The 18,180-nt window shown below is 68.2% G+C and carries 14 protein-coding genes; 9 read left to right on the top strand and 5 right to left on the bottom strand.

Going from position 1 to position 18,180, the window contains the following annotated elements:
• Positions 1–33 precede the first annotated feature (33 nt).
• On the bottom strand, positions 34–888 hold the full coding sequence (gene dapF, locus ACZ5XO_RS15405; protein ID WP_464163257.1) for a diaminopimelate epimerase: 855 nt from the start codon (positions 886–888) through the stop codon (positions 34–36).
• A 49-nt stretch (positions 889–937) separates the two neighbouring features.
• On the opposite strand from dapF, the gene ACZ5XO_RS15400 reads away from it, so the two are divergent.
• From ACZ5XO_RS15400 to ACZ5XO_RS15375, 6 genes are all read left to right on the top strand, one after another.
• Positions 938–1,741 (top strand): potassium channel family protein, encoded by an 804-nt coding sequence (locus ACZ5XO_RS15400; RefSeq protein WP_464163256.1) that lies wholly within the window; start codon positions 938–940, stop codon positions 1,739–1,741.
• A gap of 100 nt (positions 1,742–1,841) precedes the next feature.
• Positions 1,842–4,013: a prolyl oligopeptidase family serine peptidase gene (locus ACZ5XO_RS15395; protein WP_464163255.1), complete on the top strand. Its 2,172-nt coding sequence runs from the start codon at positions 1,842–1,844 to the stop codon at positions 4,011–4,013.
• A gap of 144 nt (positions 4,014–4,157) precedes the next feature.
• Positions 4,158–6,359, top strand: a complete 2,202-nt coding sequence (locus ACZ5XO_RS15390; protein WP_464163254.1) for a prolyl oligopeptidase family serine peptidase — start codon at positions 4,158–4,160, stop codon at positions 6,357–6,359.
• Positions 6,360–6,434: 75 nt separating this feature from the next.
• Positions 6,435–7,202 carry a DUF1223 domain-containing protein gene (locus ACZ5XO_RS15385; RefSeq protein WP_464163253.1) on the top strand — a complete coding sequence of 256 codons (768 nt, stop codon included), beginning with the start codon at positions 6,435–6,437 and terminating at the stop codon, positions 7,200–7,202.
• 73 nt (positions 7,203–7,275) lie between these two features.
• The gene (locus tag ACZ5XO_RS15380; protein WP_464163252.1) at positions 7,276–9,231 is read left to right on the top strand and encodes a potassium transporter Kup; all 1,956 of its coding nucleotides are present in this window, start codon (positions 7,276–7,278) and stop codon (positions 9,229–9,231) included.
• A gap of 47 nt (positions 9,232–9,278) precedes the next feature.
• Positions 9,279–10,622 carry an RsmB/NOP family class I SAM-dependent RNA methyltransferase gene (locus ACZ5XO_RS15375; RefSeq protein ID WP_464163251.1) on the top strand — a complete coding sequence of 448 codons (1,344 nt, stop codon included), beginning with the start codon at positions 9,279–9,281 and terminating at the stop codon, positions 10,620–10,622.
• A gap of 7 nt (positions 10,623–10,629) precedes the next feature.
• Here the strand turns inward: ACZ5XO_RS15375 and ACZ5XO_RS15370 are convergent, their stop codons facing one another.
• A complete protein-coding gene (locus ACZ5XO_RS15370) occupies positions 10,630–10,776 on the bottom strand; it encodes a hypothetical protein (protein ID WP_464163250.1) in 147 nt (48 codons plus the stop codon).
• 160 nt (positions 10,777–10,936) lie between these two features.
• A complete protein-coding gene (locus tag ACZ5XO_RS15365) occupies positions 10,937–11,347 on the bottom strand; it encodes a metallopeptidase family protein (protein WP_464163249.1) in 411 nt (136 codons plus the stop codon).
• Positions 11,348–11,495: 148 nt separating this feature from the next.
• On the opposite strand from ACZ5XO_RS15365, the gene ACZ5XO_RS15360 reads away from it, so the two are divergent.
• Positions 11,496–13,805, top strand: coding sequence for a sensor histidine kinase (locus tag ACZ5XO_RS15360; RefSeq protein ID WP_464163248.1), 2,310 nt, complete (start codon positions 11,496–11,498; stop codon positions 13,803–13,805).
• A gap of 54 nt (positions 13,806–13,859) precedes the next feature.
• Positions 13,860–14,714: an HAD family hydrolase gene (locus ACZ5XO_RS15355; protein WP_464163247.1), complete on the top strand. Its 855-nt coding sequence runs from the start codon at positions 13,860–13,862 to the stop codon at positions 14,712–14,714.
• Between the two features lie 24 nt (positions 14,715–14,738).
• Here the strand turns inward: ACZ5XO_RS15355 and ACZ5XO_RS15350 are convergent, their stop codons facing one another.
• Positions 14,739–15,683: a LysR substrate-binding domain-containing protein gene (locus tag ACZ5XO_RS15350; protein WP_464163246.1), complete on the bottom strand. Its 945-nt coding sequence runs from the start codon at positions 15,681–15,683 to the stop codon at positions 14,739–14,741.
• Positions 15,684–16,034: 351 nt separating this feature from the next.
• On the opposite strand from ACZ5XO_RS15350, the gene ACZ5XO_RS15345 reads away from it, so the two are divergent.
• Complete coding sequence (locus ACZ5XO_RS15345) at positions 16,035–17,675, top strand: leucyl aminopeptidase (protein ID WP_464163245.1); 1,641 nt, start codon at positions 16,035–16,037, stop codon at positions 17,673–17,675.
• Between the two features lie 7 nt (positions 17,676–17,682).
• On the opposite strand, the gene greA is transcribed toward ACZ5XO_RS15345, so the two are convergent.
• Positions 17,683–18,159, bottom strand: coding sequence for a transcription elongation factor GreA (greA, locus tag ACZ5XO_RS15340; RefSeq protein WP_464163244.1), 477 nt, complete (start codon positions 18,157–18,159; stop codon positions 17,683–17,685).
• Positions 18,160–18,180: the final 21 nt, after the last annotated feature.

The following is an 18,180-nucleotide window of genomic DNA, read 5'->3' as shown; positions in this document are numbered from 1 at the left end:
GCCGTTGGGGACAACCGCTGACGCTACGTCAGGTCAGATTGGCTGGACCTGTGGTAAAAGCCCCGTGCGCTCGACTTCGACCGGGCCGGTCATGAAGACATGGTCGGTGGCCTCGTCCCAGTCGATGGTCAGTTCGCCGCCATCGACGACCACGGTCGCCCTTCGTCCGGTCAGGCCGCGTCGGGCCGTGGCCACCAGGGCCGCACAGGCGCCGGTGCCGCAGGCCAGGGTCAGGCCCGCGCCGCGCTCCCACACCCGAAGCCGGATATGGTCGTGGTCGATGACCTTGGCGAAGCCGACGTTGACCCCTTCGGGGAAGAGGGGGTGATGTTCGACCAGGGAGCCGGAGCCCTTCACGAAGGCGTCGTCCTGCTGGTCGGTGAAGAAGACGACATGGGGATTGCCCATCGAGACCGCGCCGGGGGTGTGCAGCACCGGGGCGTCGATCGGCCCGACCTGAAGCTCGATGCCGCGCGTGTCCATCTCTTCGGCCAGCGGCACCTCGGCCCAATCCAGACGGGGCGCCCCCATGTCGACCTGAACCAGGCGGTCCCCCACCCGTCGCGCCGTCGTCGGTCCGCCGAGCGTGTCGATGACGACCTCTTCCTTGCCGGTCGCCTCCAGCAACAGCCAGCCCACGCAACGCAGGGCGTTGCCGCAGGTCTCGACCATGGAGCCGTCGGCGTTCCACACGCGCATGAAGGCGTCAGCCGTCTCGGACGGTTCGACGCCGATCAACTGGTCGAACCCGCCCAGACCCGCCGCCGGGTCGGCCAGGGCGCGCACCTGGTCCTCGGTCGGGTGGAAGGGCGCTTCGAAGGCCTGGACGACGATGAAGGCGTTTCCGGCGCCGTTCATGCGGATGTAGGGGCGTGCGGGCTGGCTCATGATCGTCTTCATATAGGATTTTTCGCCGGTTCATGTATCGCTGGCGGCGATGACGTCTGACCAGAGCGAAACCGCCAAACCCGACGGACTGCGGCTGAGGGCGCGCCTGCGCTACCTCTATCACGGATCCCAGCCGGCGGCGGTGAAGTTCCGCCTGATGGTCATCGTCATCGATCTGATCATTATCGGCTTCTTCCTGGCCACGCCGATCCTGAAGGAGGCGGGCTGGGCCTTCTATGTGCTGGACTATCTGATCGCCGCCGTCCTGGGGTTGGATCTGGCGGCGCGGGCCTACGCCTATTCCGACATTCGATCCTGGTTGAAACGGCCGATCGTCTGGGTCGATCTGTTCGTGCTGGCGACCCTGCTCTTCCCAGCCTGGCTGGCCAATCTGGGCTTCCTGAGGCTGCTGCGGTTCTGGAGTCTGCTGAACAGCGACCTGTTCTGGCGCACCATCGGGCGGCGCTTCGACGACACGCGGGTCGAGGAGGTCACGCGCGCCCTGACGGCGCTGGTCACCTTCGTCTTCGTGACGACCGGTTTCGTCTACGCCTATTTCCGGGGCAAGGCCGAGCACATCAACGGCTATCTGGACGCCCTGTATTTCACGGTGGCGACGCTGACGACGACGGGGTTCGGCGACATCACCCTGCCCGGCAACTGGGGGCGGGTCATCTCCATCGTCGTCATGCTGGTGGGCATCACCCTGTTCATCCGTCTGGCCCAGACCCTGATCCGGCCGCACAAGGTCAAGTTCCCCTGCCCCACCTGCGGGCTGCAGAAGCACGACCCGGACGCCGTTCACTGCAAGGCCTGCGGCCAGATTCTGTGCATCCCCGACGAGGGCGACTGAGCTCCTGCGACCAAAGATGACAGGCTTGTAAGGTTTCCACCGCTTGCCGCCGCCTTCGTCGCTCGCCAAGGTGCCGCGCAAATCTGTTGGGGACTGACACATGATCCGCACTCTGGCGTCCGCCGCCGCCCTTCTTCTCGCCGCCGGAGCCGCACCCGTCGCCATGGCCCATTCGTCCGACATGCCCGTCGCCGCCGCATCCTCCACGCCGGGCTTCGCCACCAGCGACGCGACCGACCCCTATATCTGGCTGGAAGAGGTCGAGGGCGAGCGCGCCATGGAATGGGTCAAGGCGCACAACGAAACCTCACTGGGGACCTTGCAGGGCGACCCGCGCTATGAGGGCCTGCACCAGCAGGCCCTGGACCTGGTGCAGTCGCGCGACCGCATCCCCTCGCCCGGCTTCACCCATGACGGCCACATCGACAACTTCTGGCAGGACGCCGAGCACGTGCGCGGCATCTGGCGCCGCACGACGCTGGACAGCTACCGCACCGACGCGCCGCAGTGGGAGACCATTCTGGACATCGACGCCCTGTCGGCGGCCGAGGGCGCCAACTGGGTCTACAAGGGCGCGACCTGCCTGGCGCCGGAAGAACGCTACTGCCTGATCTCCCTGTCGAACGGCGGCAAGGACGCGGTGACGATCCGCGAGTTCGACAGCGTCACGAAGACCTTCGTGGAGGGCGGCGTCAGCCTGCCCGAATCCAAGGGCGGCGCCAGCTGGATCGACAAGGATACGCTGCTGATCTCGCGTGACTTCGGCGAGGGTTCGCTGACGGACTCGGGCTATCCGCGCACGGTGCGTCTGATGAAGCGCGGCCAGAGCGTCGATCAGGCGGTCGAGGTCTTCGCCGGGCAACAGACCGACGTCTCGGTTTCGGGCTACACCCTGCGCGACGCCGACGGCGTGGTTCAGGCGGTGCTGCTGAACCGGGGGATCAACTTCTACGAAAGCGAGACCTGGCGCCTGAACGCCGACGGCTCGACGACCCAGCTGGAGCTGCCGCTCAAGTCCAACATCAACGCCCTGGTTTCCGGCCAGCTGGTGGTGACGACGGATCAGGACTGGACCGCGCCCTCGGGCCAGGAATTCAAGACCGGCGACGTCATCGCCTGGCCGCTGCAGGCCTGGCTGGCTGATCCGAAGACGCCCGCCCGCCTGGTCCTGCGTCCCGGCGAGCGCGAGGCGATCGAGGGCATCACCGCCACCCGCAACAAGCTGGTCGTGGCCCTTTATGAAAACGTGCGCGGCTCAGTCGATGTCTATGACCCGGCCGACTGGAGCCGCACGCGCCTGGACCTGCCGCAGAACGTCTCGGTCGGCGTCGGCTCGGCGTCGGAGCGCGACGACAAGATCTTCGTCAGCGTCACCGGCTATCTGAACCCGTCCAGCCTCTATCTGGCCGACGCGGCCACGGGCGCGGTCGCCCTGACCAAGGCCCTGCCGGACAAGTTCGACGCCAGCGGCATGCGCGTCGATCAGTTCGAGGCCCGTTCGGCCGACGGCACGATGGTCCCCTATTTCGTCGTCCACAAGGACGCCATGGCGATGGACGGCTCGAACCCGACCCTGCTCTACGGCTACGGCGGCTTCCAGTCGTCGCTGCTGCCCGGCTATTCGCCGACGGTCGGCAAGCTGTGGCTGGAGCGGGGCGGCGTCTATGTCATCGCCAACACGCGCGGCGGCGGCGAGTTCGGTCCCAAGTGGCACCAGGCGGCCCAGCAGGAAAACCGCCAGCGCGCCCACGAGGACTTCCAGGCCGTGGCCCAGGATCTGATCACGCGGGGGATCACCAGCCAGCCGCACCTCGGGATCATGGGCGGGTCGCAGGGCGGCCTGTTCATGGGCGCCATGCTGACCCAGCGCCCGGACCTGATCAACGCGGCGGTCATCCAGGTGCCCCTGTTCGACATGCTGCGCTTCCACAAGCTGCTGGCCGGCGCCTCGTGGATCGGCGAATACGGCAACCCGGACATCCCCGAACAGCGCGCCTGGATCGAGGAATACTCGCCCTATCAGCGTCTGGCGGCGGGCCAGCCCTATCCCGAGGTCTTCATCCACACCTCGACCAAGGACGACCGCGTCCACCCCGGCCACGCCCGCAAGGCGGCGGCGCGGATGGAGGAACTGGGCTATCCGGTGCTCTTCTATGAAAACACCGACGGCGGCCACGCGGCCGGCGCCAACCTGCGCGAAACGGCCCGCCGCATCGCGTTGGAATACACCTATCTGACGCGTCGCCTGATGGACGAACCGGCGCAGCAGTAAGCCTTGCCCGCTCATCCCCGCTGAGGCGGGGACCCAGGTTTGAACCGCGCGCTCAGACCTGGGCCATGGGCGAAAACTTTGACGGCGGCTTATCAGGCCAAAGCACTGGGTCCCCGCCTCCGCGGGGGTGAGCGGAGTGAAGTCATGAAAACCTTGTTTCTTAGCGTCGCCCTGCCCGCGCTGATGTTGGCTGCGGCGCCCGCTTTGGCCGAGGGTTCTGCGGCCGATCCGATCGCAGCCGCCGCGACCAATCCGCCGCCGCACTTCCCGCGCGACCTGACGCCCGAAGGGGTCAAGGCCGCCGACGATCATCTGGCGCTGGAAGAGGTGGACGGGGCCGAGGCCCGGGCCTTCGTGGCCGCCTCGAATGAAAAGGCGCTGTCGGCTCTGACCGGCGACCGGCGCTACGAGACCTTCCGCCAGCAGGCCGAGGCCATCCTGACGGCCACCGACCGCATCCCCGGCGTTAGCTTCCTGGGCGAGGGCCTGGGCAATTTCTGGCAGGACGCCGCCAATCCCAAGGGCGTCTGGCGGCGTACGACCCTGGACAGCTATCGCAGCAACCAGCCGCAGTGGGAGACCCTGCTGGATATCGACGCCCTGGCCAAGGCCGAGGGCCGGGACTGGGTGTTCAAGGGCGCCGACTGCCTGGCCCCGGACGAGACCCGCTGCCTGGTCAACCTGTCGGACGGCGGCAAGGACGCTGTGACGGTGCGCGAGTTCGACCTGACCACCAGGACCTTCGTGGAGGGCGGCTTCGTCATCCCCGAGGGCAAGCATCGCCTGACCTGGCTGGACCGCGACACCCTGCTGATCGCCACTGACTTCGGTCCCGGCACGATGACGGAGTCGGGCTATCCCTACATCGTCAAATCCCTGAAGCGCGGCCATCCTCTGGCCCACGCGACCGAGGTCTATCGCGGCCAGCAGTCCGACGGCGGCTATGGCGTCTCGCCCATGGTCTTCCGCGACATGGCGGGCGCGGTCGAGGCCGTCCTGTTCAGTCGCCCGCTGGACACCTTCCGGTCGGAAATCTGGGCCATGGGCGGGGAGGGCAGGCCATACAAGCTGAGCCTGCCCGAACGCGTCGCTGTCGAAGGCGTCATGGGCGGCAATCTTGTCTTCTCGCCGGATCAGGCCTGGCGCTTCGACGGTCAGGACTATGCGGCGGGTTCGCTGCTGTCCCTGCCGCTTGGCGTTCTGGGGCCGGTTCGGCTGGATATCGCCATCGGCGCTGAACGGGCGACCGTCTTCACGCCGACGCCGCGCCAGTCGCTGCAGAACGTGACGGTCCTGTCCGACAGCATCGTCGCCGTCATCGCCGACAATGTCGTCGGCACGTTGAAGCGTTTCACCCCGACTGAGAACGGCTGGACCGCGACCGACATCGCCGTGCCGACCAACAGCGCCGTGGGTCTGGGTGACAGTTCCAAGAGCAAGGGTCAGGTCTTCGTCTCGACCCAGGGCTTCCTGACGCCGCCGACCCTCAGCCTGGCCGACGTCTCCACCGGCGCCCTGACCGAGCTGAAATCGGCCCCAGCCAAGTTCGACGCCTCGACCCATGTGGTCGAGCAGTTCGAGGCGACCTCGACCGACGGGACCAAGATTCCCTACTTCGTCACCCGGCCCAAGGATCTGGTGATGGACGGGACCGGCCCGACGATCCTGTTCGGCTACGGCGGCTTCCAGGCCAGCTTCCCGCCCGCCTACAAGCCCGAGATGGGCAAGCTGTGGCTCGAGAACGGCGGCGTCTTCGTCCAGGCCAACATCCGCGGCGGCGGCGAGTTCGGTCCCGGCTGGCACCAGGCGGCCCTGCGCGAAAACCGCCAGCGCGCCTTTGACGACTTCGCTGCCGTGGCCCGCGATCTGGAGCAGCGCCGCATCACCAGCCCGCGCCACCTGGGCATCTACGGCCGTTCGAACGGCGGGGTCCTGACCTCGGTGTCGATCACCCAGCACCCGGAACTGTTCAACGCGGCGGTGATCGAAAGCCCGCTGATCGACATGCTGCGCTATCAGGACCTGCCCGCTGGCGCCTCGTGGATCGGCGAATACGGCGACCCGCGCATTCCCGGCGACGCGGAGTTCATCGCCCGCTACTCGGCCTATCAGCAGCTGCGCCCCGAGACGAAATACCCGCGCGTCTACATCACGACCAACACGCGCGACGACCGGGTCCATCCCGGCCACGCCCGCAAGTTCGCGGCGCGCCTGGGGGATCAGGGCCACGACCACCTCTATTACGAGGACACGGCCGGCGGTCACTCCAACGACGCCGATCCGGTCGCCAACGCTCGCCGCTGGGCCCGGCACTATGTCTATCTGGCCCAACAGCTGATGGACTGAGGGCGACAGGCCAGGGATGATGTCCTTCACGCTTTTATGAGCGGCGCAGACGGATCGAGGGGCTAGGATCGTCAAATGACGGCACGAGGTTCGATCAGGCTCGGGATGGCGACGGCGGCGCTCGTGGGTGTCGGTTTGCTGACCGGCGCGGGCGCGCCGCCGCGCGAACGCGACGCTTCGGTCCAGCCGGTGGTGGTCGAGCTTTTCACCGCCCAGGGCTGTTCCGGCTGCCCTGACGCCAATCGTACGCTTGAGGCCGTGGCGAATGAGCCGGGCGTCATCGCCCTGACCTACGGCGTCGACTACTGGGACTATCTCGGCTGGCCCGACACCTTCGCCAAGCCCGAGTTCGCCGCACGCCAGCAGGCCTATCGCCAGGCCCTGAAGCTGAGGAATGTTTCGACGCCCCAGGTGGTGATCGACGGTCGGCGGCACCTGTCGGGCGCCCGCTCGCCCGAGCTTCAGGCCGCCATCGACGCCGAGGCGTCGGCTCGTCTGCATCCGCCGGAAATCGAGTTCCGCGAGACCGGCGACCGGGTCGGCGTCGGCTCCGGCCGCCCGCCGGCCGGCGGCGCAGAGGTCATGGCCGTCGTTTATCAGCCGGGTCTTCAAACGGTTGAGGTGCGCCAGGGCGACAATCGCGGCCAGGCCGTGCGCCATGTCAATGTGGTGCGCCATGTGCATCGTTTGGGCGACTGGACCGGACGACCGGTCCTGTACGGCCTTCCGGCGGATTCCACCTCTGAAGACAATGTCGTAGTCCTGCTTCAGGCCAAGACGGACCGGCGTATCCTTTCGGCGGCCCGTCGTGCTGAACGGGGCGTGGAACGGGCGCGCGATTGAACCGCTGACCGAAAGGGGCTAAAGGCCCGCCGCTCTTGATGGGCGCGCCCTTCGCGCGACCCGGAGGTTATGCATGGCCGGGGATACGCCCCGCGGCGACGCCGAGACGTCCGCCGCAAAAGCTTCAGAACAACCGAACGCCCAGATTCCGTCTCCTCCGGGGCACGGTAAGGCGACGCATCGCGCCCTGATCCTGGGCGCCATCGGCGTGGTCTTCGGCGATATCGGCACCAGCCCCATCTACGCCCTGCGCGAGGCCATAGGCCACGCCCAGAAGGGCGTCGGCGGCGAGCTGGCCATCATCGGCGTCGTGTCGCTGGCCTTCTGGGCCCTGATGGTGGTGGTGACGTTCAAATACGTCATGTTCCTGATGCGGGCCGACAACAAGGGCGAGGGCGGCACCCTGTCGCTGATGGCCCTGGCCCAGCATGCGGTCGGCCGACGCAGCGCCTGGCTGTTCATTCTCGGCGTCTGCGGCGCGGCTCTCTTCTACAGCGACGGCGTCATCACCCCCGCCATTTCGGTGCTGTCGGCGGTTGAAGGCCTGAAGGACGCCCCTGGTCTCAACGGCGAGCTGGATCCCTTCATTCTGCCGATCTCGGCGGGCATCCTGATCGCCCTCTTCCTGGTCCAGTCGCGCGGCACCGCCGGCCTGGCCAAGTTCTTCGGTCCCATCACCGCCGTCTGGTTCCTCAGTCTCGGCGTGCTGGGCCTGACGCACATCTTCGACGACATCACCATCCTGCGCGCCCTGTCGCCGCTTTACGGGATCGAGTTGCTGCTCAAGGACGGCTTCCTCGGTTTCGTCATCCTGGGCAGCGTCTTCCTGGCCGTGACGGGAGCCGAGGCCCTCTATGCGGACATGGGCCACTTCGGCAAGGCGCCGATCCGCCAGGGCTGGCTGTTCGTGGTCCTGCCCTGCCTCACGCTCAACTATCTGGGGCAGGGCGCCTTCCTGCTCGACAACCCCGGCGCGGCCGACAATCCATTCTGGAACATGGTGCCGCAGATGATCTACTGGCCCATGCTGATCCTGGCCACGGCGGCCACGGTCATCGCCAGCCAGGCGGTCATCACCGGCGCCTTCTCGGTGACGCAGCAGGCGGTCCAGCTGGGCCTCCTGCCCCGTATCGACATTCGCAACACCTCCGAAACCCTGGCGGGCCAGATCTATGTCCCGGCGGTCAACAGTCTGCTGATGATCGGCGTCCTCTTCCTGTTGCTGACCTTCCAGTCGTCGCACAATCTGACGGCGGCTTACGGCGTGGCCGTGACCGGGACCATGCTGGTCAACACGCTGATGTCCTTCTCGGTGGTGACCAAGAAGTGGCGCTGGCCCCTGTGGGCCGTGCTGGCAGTCCTTATTCCGTTCGGCTTCATCGACGCGGTCTTCCTGACCTCCAACCTGCTCAAGATCCCGGACGGCGCCTGGATGCCGCTGGTGATGGGCGGCGGTCTGGTTCTGATCATGTGGACCTGGGTGCGCGGAACCCAGATCCTGACCGAGAAGACGCGCAAGGACAGCCTGCCGCTCAGCGACCTGATCGAGATGCTGAAAGCCCGTCCGCCGCATCGCGCGCCGGGCACGGCCATCTTCCTGACCTCGGATCCCGAGGTCGCGCCGGTGGCCCTGATGCACAACCTCAAGCACAACAAGGTGCTGCACGAGAAGAACGTCATCCTGACCGTCCACACCGCCGACCGGCCGCGCGTCGCCGACAGCCACCGCGTGACGATGGAGCCGATCAGCGACGACTTCAAACGCCTGACCATCACCTATGGCTTCATGGAGACGCCGAACGTGCCCCGCGCCCTCGGCCTGTGTCGCAAGCAGGGGCTGAAGTTCGATATCATGTCGACCAGCTTCTTCCTGGGCCGTCGCTCGGTGGTGCCGTCGGCGCGTCAGGGCATGCCTTTGTGGCAGGACAAGCTGTTCATCTTCCTGATGCGCAATGCGGCCAATCCGACCGACTTCTTCCATATCCCCCCCGGCCGCGTGGTCGAACTGGGCACGCAGGTTTCCGTATGAGTGGTGGTACGCCCAAGGGCAAAAGCTCGGCCGCGCGCGGCCGCCGTATGGCTGAGAAGGCGCGTCCGCGTCGCGAGGCCAGGCCCGAGGTGATCGCCGAGGATCCCCACGCCGACATCGGCGTCGAGGCCCGCCTGGTCGCCGGCATCCTGCTGAACGCCGCTCTGGAGAAGCGTACGGGTCTGGACGAGGCTCTCAGTCAGTCCCCGGCCAAGGATCTCGCCGGTCCCGACCGCGCCTTCGCGCGCGCTGTCGCCATGGCCGCCCTGCGCCGTCTGGGCGAGATCGACCAGATTCTGGATCGTCGCCTGCAGAAGGCCCCGCCGGTTCCGGTCCGCACCATCCTGCGTGTCGCCCTGGCCCAGACCCTGGTGCTGGGCACGCCCGCCTTCGCCGCCGTCTCGACGGCCGTGAAGCTGGCTGAACGCGACGCCAAGACCCGTCCCTACAAGAACCTGGTCAACGCCGTCCTGCGCGGCGTCGACCGCGACGGCCCCGGCCTGACGACGGCGGAAGCCAACCTGCCCGACTGGCTGGCCGCCCGCTGGAAGGCGACCTACGGCGAGGCCAATCTGATCGGTCTGGCCCTGGCCACCCGCGAGGAGCCCGCCACCGACCTCAGCGCCAAGCCCGGCGTTGATCTCGATGTTCTGGCTCAGGACGTCGAGGGCGAGGTCCTGCCCGGCGGCACGGTCCGCACCGGCAAGCGCGGCGATGTGGCCGGCTGGTCCGGCTTCGAGGCCGGCGACTGGTGGGTCCAGGACGCGGCCGCTGCCGTTCCCGCCCGTCTTCTGGGCGTCAAGGCCGGCGAGACGGTGCTGGACATGTGCGCCGCGCCCGGCGGCAAGACCCTGCAACTGGCCGCCGCCGGCGCCGAGGTCGTCGCCGTGGACCGTTCGGCCGCCCGCCTGAAGCGCCTGCGTCAGAATTTCCATCGCACCGGCCTGTCGGTCGAGGTCGTGGCCGTACCGGTCGAGGACTGGGAGGATGAGCGCACCTTCGACGCCGTCCTGCTGGACGCGCCCTGCACCGCCACCGGCACCTACCGCCGCAACCCCGAGGTTCTGCGCGCCACCCGCCCAGCCGAGGTCGCCAAGCTGGCCGACGTGCAGCACCGCCTGCTGGACGTGGCGGCGGAGAAGGTGAAGCCCGGCGGCCGTCTGGTCTATTGCGTCTGCTCGCTGGAACGCGAAGAGGGCGAGACCCAGGTCATCGCCTTCCTGCGCCGCAACCCGGCCTTCCGCACGGCGCCCGCCGTTCCCGCCGAGGTCGGCGCCGCCGACGAATCCCTGACGGCCGAAGGCTGGCTTCGCATCCTGCCGTCGCAATGGGCAGAGTGCGGCGGGATGGACGGTTTCTTCGCCGCCCGTCTGGAGCGGATCGCCGACTAGGTTTCCATTATTGAAACAGGGGCAGGACGTAGCGCCAGTTGCGGACGATCAAGGCTGCGGCTGCGACCGCCATGGCCAGACCGGGGGTGAGTATGAGCAACCGCCGAAAACGGTGCGCCCACCAGAGAAATTCGCCTAGCGCGATGCTGACCATACTGACGCCTCCCGCTGACAGTCATGTGCGACAACCTGTCTCATGTCGAGACTCTCGAAGCACCTTTTCTTGATCCTGGGGTCTTCGACGCACGGTCCATGCCGGGGAATGTCGAGATTTCGATGTTCGGCGAAAGGTTTCACCGGCGTCGGGAGCCGGGTCAGTCGTCCTCGTCTTCGATGGCGTGAATCTGATCGTCATCCAGGCCGAGGTGATGGCCGATTTCGTGGATCAGGACATGAGTAATGATTTCGGCCAGGCCGACGTCGCCGCGTTCGCACCATTCGTCGAGAATGGGACGGCGGTAGAGGAAGATGCGCGACGGCTCCGCGGCGGGGCCCATGGCGTCGCGTCCGCCGATGTGGACGCCTGAGTAGAGGCCTGTCAGTTCGAACGGATCCTCGATCTCCAGGTCGGCCAGGGTGTCTTCGTCGGCGAAGTCATCGACGCGGATCACCACCTCGCCCGCCGCCTGGCGGAACAGGTCGGGCAGGCCGGCGAAGGCTGCTTCGGCCAGGCGGGCGAAGTCGTCGAGCGAGGGGGCGGCCTGATCGTTCCACGTCTGGGTCATGGCTCGGATATCGCCCGCGCGACGGCGCGCCGCAATCCGTCGTCTCGCCGCATCGCAATCGGCGCAATCAGGGTATGGTAAACGCGAATCGGTGCGGCGCCCGGCAAGGCGGCCGTGATCGAGGACGGACGGGTTTCTTGGGGAAGGCATGGCCGAGGCCGACATCGCCTATGTGGCCACCGCAGGCGCGGCAGGACTGGCGCTGGCGATCAGCGCCTGGGCCTGGCGGCTGCGCAAGCGTCTGGGCGTGCGCGAGGCCGAGGTCGAGGCATGGCTGTCGGGCGAACGCGCCCACGCCGCCGCCTGCGAAGGCGCCCTGAACGTTTTTGACGACGTGCGCCTGGCCCTGACGCCCGAGGGCGCGGCCCAGTCGGTCTTTGGCGCGCCCGAGGCCCTGGCGGTTCTGGCCCCGGGGCGCGAAGGCGCAGCGGCGGCCGAGGCCATCGTCGTGGCCCTGAACGAAGCCCATACCGGCCACATGGACGGCCTGGTCCAGCGCGGCGAGCCGTTCGAGACCTTGCTGGAATCCGTCGACGGCGCCTGGGCGGTCGAGGGCCGCGCCCTGGGTGGATCGGCCTGGCTGCGCCTGTCCAGGCTGGGTGGAGCGGAAACCGCCGACGCCGGCCTGGGCGCCCTGACCGAGGCCTCGCCGGTTCCGACCTGGGTGGTCGACGGCGCCGGCCAGCTGATCTGGGCCAACAAGGCCTGGTTGACCGAGATCAGGGCCGAGACCCTGGCCGAGGCGCATGAGCAGGGCCTCAGTTTTGATCGCGGCGCAGATCTGATCGTCGCCGAGGCTTCGCGTCTCAACGCCCGGCAGGAGGGCTTCCGCTGGGTGTCCTCGGACGGACGACGCAAGGCCTGGCGCATCCTGGCCGAGCCTCTGGCGGGCGGGCGCGGCGCCGTCATCGCCTTCGCCATCGACATGACCGAGGCCGAGGAGACGCGCGACACCCTGCGTCGTCACGTCGAGGCTCATGACGAGACCCTGAACCATCTGGCCGACGCCGTGGCCATCTTCGGCCCGGCCAAGCGGCTGGCCTTCCACAACACCGCCTTCCAGCAACTGTTCAACATCGATCCGGCCTGGCTGGACGAGCGCCCGACCCACGCCGAGTTGCTGGACCGTCTGCGTCAGAAGCGCCAGCTGCCCGAGGTGATCGACTATGCTGGGTGGAAGGCGCAAGAACTGGAGTTCTACGGCGCGGCCCAGGCGGCGCCTGACGATAGCTGGTCCCTGCCCGACGGGCGCACCCTGCGCGTGGTGCGTCAGCCGCATCCGCTGGGCGGCATCCTGCTGATCTTTTCGGACATCACCGACGAGCTGCAACTTCGCAGTCGCTACAACGCCCAGATCCAGGTCCAGACGGCGACTCTGGACAAGCTGAACGACGCCGTGGCGGTGTTCGGCTCGGACGGTCGGCTGCGGCTCAACAATGACGCCTTCGAGGCCTTCTGGGGCGTGTCGGCGGAGAAGCTGGTCGAGGCCGGGGATTTCGACGCCGTGGCCGCCCTGTGCCGCCCCGTGCTGGACGACGCCGCCCTGTGGCTGGGGCTGAAGGCGCGGGTGGCCGATCCTGATCCGGAAAGCCGCGTGCCGATCTCGGGCGAAGCGCGCACCGATGACGGGCGGATGGTGGCATGGCAGACCCGGCCCCTGCCTGACGGCGCCACCCTGGTCGCCTTCTCCGACGTCACTGCCCGGCGCGAGCTGGAACAGGCCCTGGCGGCCAAGGAGGCGGCTTTGGCCGAGAGCCAGGCGCTGAAGCGCGAGTTCGTCGGCAGCGTGTCCTATGAGCTGCGCACGCCCCTGACCACCATCGTCGGCTATTCCGAATTGCTCGAGGCCATGGGCGACCTTCCGGAGCGCAGTCGCCAGCACGCCGGGGCCATCCGCGTCGCCGCCAGCCACCTGGCCCGCTCCATCGACGATGTGCTGGACATGGCCCAGATCGACGCCGGGGAGATGGAGCTGACGCTCGGCGACATGCGGGTTCGCGACCTGCTGGACGCCGCCGCCGACAAGGTGCGGGCCAAGGTCGAGGGGCGTGGCGCCGTCCTGACGGTGGCCTGCCCGGCCGGGCTCAAGCCGGTGCGCGCCGACGCCCGCCGTATCGCCCAGGCGGTCGATCACCTGCTCGAGAACGCCTGTCGCGCCGTGTCAGAGGGCGGGGCTGTGACCCTCACCGCCGAGACCGGACCGGGCGAGATCCGCATCCGCGTCGAGGACACCGGCCGGGGCATCCCCTATCACCTTCAGGCCCATGTCTTCGATCGCTTCGTGCGGCGCGAACGCGGTGGGCCGGGCGTGGCCCTGGCCCTGGTCAAGGCCCTGGTCGAACTGCACGGCGGCTGGGCCGAGGTCCAGTCCGAGCCGGGCAAGGGCGCGGCCTTCATCCTGCACCTGCCGGTCGAGGCCGCGGCCCCCACGGCGGCGCCGGAACTGCTGCTGGGCTGATGTTCGCCTGATCTCGTGCTAGAGGGCCTGTCCAAGCCCCCTCAGGACGCTCTCATGGCCGACACGACCCGCCCCCTGCTCAAGACCGCCATCATCTATGATTTCGACGGCACCCTGGCGCGGGGAAACATGCAGGAGGTCAGCTTCATTCCCTCGATCGGGATGACGCCGGCCCAGTTCTGGAACGAGACCGTCCGTCCCCGGACCATCGCCTCCGACGGCGACGGCATCCTGATGTACATGCAGATGATGTTGCTGGCCGCGCGCGAGCAGGGCAATCCCGTCACGCGTCAGACGCTGCAGGACCACGGCCGCGACGTGGCCCTGTTCGAGGGGCTGCGGGACCGCAGCTGGTTCGATCGCATGAACGAATTCGGCGCCCAGTACGGCCTGGAGATCGAGCACTACATCATCTCGGCCGGCCTGGAGGAGATGATCCAGGGCTGCCCCATCGCCGAAGCCTTCACCCACGTCTTCGCCTCGAAATACGCCTATGATGACAACGAGGTCGCTGTCTGGCCCGCCGTGGGCGTCAACTACACCACCAAGACCCAGTACCTGTTCCGCATCAACAAGGGCGTGCACAACCACTGGGACGACGAGCGTATCAACCGCTTCATTCCGGACGAGGAGCGTCCCATCCCCTTTGACCGGATGATCTTCCTCGGCGACGGCGACACCGACGTGCCGACCATGAAGATGATGCACACCAAGGGCGGCTTCTCGATCGCCGTCTACGATCCCGACAACACCCCGCGCGACCACAACAAGATCCACCGCCTGATTTCGGAAGACCGCGTCAACTTCGTCGCCGAGGGCGACTATCGCGAGGGCACGCCGGTCGACCTGATCGTCAAGGGCCTGATCGGCCGTATCGCCGTCAACTACGGCCGCATGCCGGCGGACTGAAGCGCCGGGCCTGAACAGTCAGGATCAGGCCCCGATCTCTCCTACCTTGCGTCCGGCCAGCCGCGCTCCGGCGACCACCTCAGGGTCTGATTGGGCTGTCTCCAGGATCCAGTCGCGGAAGCGGGCGATCTTGGGGGTCAGGCGGCGGGCGGGCGGGTAGCAGAGCCAGTAGCCTTCGGCCAGGGCGACGGTCTGGTCAAAGGGCCGGACCAGAAGGCCCCGCTTGATTTCGCGGCCGTAGAGGATCGGCGAGCCGAGAGCCACGCCCTGATCACCGAGGGCGGCCGCCACCTCCATGGCCTGGTTGTCGGCGGTCAGGCGGGGCGGCGGAGCGGCGTCGGCGGGCGCCACCCCGGCGGCGGCGAACCATGCGGCCCATTCGGCCGGTTCGCCCACCAGATGAGCCCGCTTCAGGTCGGCGGGGGTCTTCAGATCCAGTTGATCGCGCATGGCGGGCGTGCAGACAGGCGTGAAGACGGCGGGCATCAGGAAGCGACTCTCCAGCCCCGACCATTGACCCGAACCGAAGCGCAGGGCCACGTCCAGCCCGTCGGCGCCGAGACTGGACAGGATCGAGCTGGTGTCTACCCGCACCGCCAGGTCGGGATTGGCCAGTTGAAAGCTTCCCAGTCGGGTCGCCAGCCACTGGGTCGCCAGGGTCTGAAGCGTGGTGATCGCCAGCACGCCCTGATCGGTTTCGACCACGTCGGTCACGGCGCGTCGCAGCAAGGTCATGGCTTCTGTCGCCGCCGTGGCCAGCCGTTCTCCCTCCGGCGTCAACGACACCTGTCGTACGCCGCGCACGAACAGGGCCCGATCCAGCCTTTGCTCCAGATCGCGGATGCGCCAACTGACCGCCGCCTGGCTCATGCCCAGGGCCTCTGCGGCGCGGGTGAAGCTGAGCAGCCGCGCGGCGGTCTCGAACACCCTCAGGGCGTCGACGGGAATGCGGGACAGAACGTCAATCATAAGCAGACCTTATGTATCATCTCCATCGTCTCGTTTGTTCTCCCTGTCCGTCAACGGCATATTTCGCTCACAGGAAAGGAGGACGACCGATGGACTACATTTACAGCACTCATAAGGAGCCCGCGTGGGGCTGGGTCGGCGCCCTGCTTGAGGCGCGCAAGATCGCCGTCCCTGTCAGGACCAAGCCTTTCGCCGAGCCGAAGCGAGACCTGCGTCCCGGCCGTGCGGCTTGCTGACCGGACGCCGCGACACGGCGTCGCGGTCGCGCCTTGCGTCGCCGGAACGGTTTGCGCCGCTCCGGCGAGCCTGGCCATAAACGCACCTTCACCGTCATCGAGGGGGCTCTGACCAATGCGCCGCACCAAGACCATTTCGACCTTCGCCGCTGTGGCCGCCCTGGCCGCCGCCAGCCTGAGCGTCGCTCTGCCCGCTGAGGCGCAATCCCGTCGCAACGTTGTGACTGCGCCTGCCGATCTGACGCCGCGCGCCGCCCCGGCCGCGCAGCGCGCCGTGAATTTCGCCGCCACGCCCGGCCGGGCCGCAGGCGTCCTGGTGCTGCCGCTGGAGACGGAGGCCGATCTGGCCAAGCGCGGCGCGGCCCTGACCCCCGCCGTGCGCGAGGCCGTCGCCGCGGCCGTGAACGCCGCCCGCTTCGACTACAAGGCGCGCCAGACTCTCAGCCTGCACGGCGTCGGCGGCTGGGATCGTATTCTCGTTGTTGGCCTTCCCATCGACGCCAGGGCCGTCGATCTCCAGACCGCAGGGATCGTCGCCGGTCGCGTCCTGATCGCGCAGCCAGGCGATATGACTGTCCTGACGGCTGGTCTGTCCGCCGACGGCGCCGCCGAACTGGCGACAGGCCTCGGCCTCGGCCAGTACCGTTCCGATCTGCACCGCACCACCGGCCGAGACACGGCGGCGCCCGGCGGCATGACGGTCATCGCCGACGACGTGGCGACCACTCAGGCCCGCTATCGTCGCGGCGCGGCCCTGGTCGAGGCCATGGCCTGGGCCCGCGACATCTCCAACGAGCCCGCCAACGTCATCTATCCCGAGAGCTTCGTCGAGCGCGCCCGCGCCGCCTTCGCCGGTGTCCCCGGCGTCGAGATCGAGGTGCTGGACGTGCCGGCCATGCAGCGCCTCGGCATGGGGTCCCTGCTGGGCGTCGGTCAGGGCTCGACGCGTCCGCCGCGCCTGCTGGTGGTGCGCTATCGTGGACAGGGCGCGCCCGACGCCGGTCCCGTCGCCCTGCTGGGCAAGGGCATCACCTTCGATTCCGGCGGGATCTCGATCAAGCCGGGCGCCAACATGGGCAATATGAAGATGGACATGTCGGGCGCCGCCAGCGTCGTCGGCGCCGTTCTGGCCCTGGCCCGGGCGGGGGCCCCGGTCGACGTCGCCGCCGTCGCGGCCCTGGCGGAAAACATGCCCGACGGGAACGCCATCCGTCCTGGCGACGTCCTGACCGCCATGAACGGCAAGACCATCGAGATCATCTCGACCGACGCCGAGGGGCGTCTGGTTCTGGCCGACGCCGTGGTCTGGGCCGACACCCGGCTGGAGCCCGCGGCCATCGTGGATGTGGCCACCCTGACCGGCTCGGTCGGCGGCGCCCTGGGCAACGACTACGCCGGCCTGTTCAGCCGCCACGACGCCCTGGCCGATCAGCTGCGGATCGCGGGCGACGCGACCGGCGAGCGCCTGTGGCGCCTGCCGCTGCATCCCTCCTATGTCGGGGCGACCAGCTCGACCATCGCCGACATCAAGAACTCCGGCGATGGCGGCGCCGGCGCGGGCACGGGCGCCCACTTCATCGGCTATTTCGCCCGCCCCGAAACGCCCTGGGCCCATCTGGACATCGCCAACATGGCCTTCGGCGGCGCCAACGACGTCAAGCCGGCGGGATCGGCGGGCTTCAGCGTGCGTCTGCTGGAACGCTTCGTGCGCGACTTCCAGCCGGTGGCGAAAGAAAAGGGGACGGGCGGCTTCTAGACCGTCCTCAGTCGACGGCGACGATCTCGACCGACTGGCCCGCGACCGTCGCCTCGTCCCCCTCGCGCTTGCCCATCAGGGCCCGGGCCAGGGGCGAGACGTGGCTGACCGAGCCCTTGGCCGGATCGGCCTCGTCCTCGCCGACGATGCGCCAGGTCTGGGTGCGGCCGTCCTCGCGCTCGATGGTCACGGCGCCGCCAAAGCGCACCCGTCCGTCCGGCGTCGTCTCCAGCAGTTGCGCCGAGGCCCGTCGCGCCGACCAGTAGCGCAGGTCGCGCGTGGCCCGGGCCATGGCGGTGCGGTCGGCCTCGATCGAGCCTTCGGTTTGGGCCTTGGTGTAGGCCGCCCGAGCCGAGGCCAGCTCGGCCTCGATCTGGGCCAGGCCCTCGGGCGTGACATGGTTGGGATGGGGCGAGATCGGACGGTCCACCAGGTCGGCGGCCGTGGCTTCCAGATCTTCTTCTCGGGTGAAGGCGACGCTCATGAGGACAGAGCGTATGCCGTT

This window comes from Brevundimonas sp. T2-11 (assembly GCF_055397675.1).
This window is presented reverse-complemented; position numbering and strand designations above follow the sequence as displayed.